The 1,093-nt window shown below is 75.2% G+C and carries 1 protein-coding gene; it reads right to left on the bottom strand.

Features of this window, described 5'->3' with window-relative positions:
* Window positions 1-947, bottom strand: a 947-nt coding sequence (locus AOZ53_RS33175) for a secretin N-terminal domain-containing protein (RefSeq protein ID WP_304439212.1), incomplete at its 3' end; no start/stop codon positions are given.
* Window positions 948-1,093: the final 146 nt, after the last annotated feature.

A 1,093-nucleotide genomic window follows, 5' to 3' on the forward strand; every position in this document is an offset into this window, starting at 1 on the left:
CCCGAGGCCGTGCCGGCCGCGGCGGCGCCCGATGCCGCAGTAGCGTTGCCGCCGCTGGTGGACGCATTGGCGCCGGTGCTGGCGGCGCCCAGCCCGCCGCCGGCGCTCAGCGCGGCCCGCATCGCCGCGTCGCCGCCGGCCGCCGCGCCCTCGCTCTCGCCCGTCAGCAGGCCGCGCAGCACCTTGGCCAGGTGGGTGGCCTGGGCGTTGCGCAGATACACCACGTGCAGGTTGTCGGGATCGCTCTGCGAGCTGTCCAGCTGCCGGATCAGGTCGCGCGCCAGCTTGGCGCGCCCGGGGCTGGACGACCGCAGGATCACGCTGTTGGCGCGCGGATCGGCCACCACGGCCACGCGCTGGCTCGGATCGCCGCCCTGCTGCGTGTCCAGCAGCTCCGAGGCCATGCCGGCGATGTCGACCGCGATGCCCTGGCGGATCTTGACCACCTCGGTCACCAGCGAGGACGGGTTGTCGATGCTGGCGATGATGCGGCCGATGCGGTCCAGGTTGTCGGCGTAGTCGGTGATGACCAGCGTGTTGTTGGCCGGATAGGCGGTGATCGGATTGTTCGGCGCGATCATCGGCCGCAGCACCGGCACCAGCGCGGCGGCGTTCTCGTAGCTGAGGCGGAAGGTGCGCGTCACCACCGCGCCGTCCGCCGGCGCGCCCGCATTGGCGACCGGGCCGCCCTGCAGCTTGGCGTCGGCCTCCGGCACCACGCGGGTGCCGCCGGCCACGTCCACCGCGGCGAAGCCCTGCATGCGCAGGGCGCCCAGCAGCATGCCGTAGGCGGTGTCCGGCGCGACCGGGCCCTGCGACACCAGGGTCAGCGTGCCCTTGACCCGCGCATCCACCAGGAAATGGCGACCGGTATAGCGCGCCAGCACCCGCAGGACGGCGGGAATGTCGGCATCGACGAAGTTGAGCAGCACGCCCTCATTGCCCATCGGCCCCGGCGCGGCGGGCGGCGCCGAACCCGCCGGCGGCGCCGCCCGGGATGGCGGCGCGACGTCGTCGCGCGCCGAGTCCGGCGTTGCCGCGCGCGGCGGCCGGCCTGCGCCGCCGCCCGGTCGCGGCGCGCCCGCGGCGTTCT

This window comes from Achromobacter sp. 2789STDY5608621 (assembly GCF_001299375.1).
GTDB classification, from domain to species: Bacteria; Pseudomonadota; Gammaproteobacteria; order Burkholderiales; family Burkholderiaceae_B; genus Achromobacter; species Achromobacter insuavis.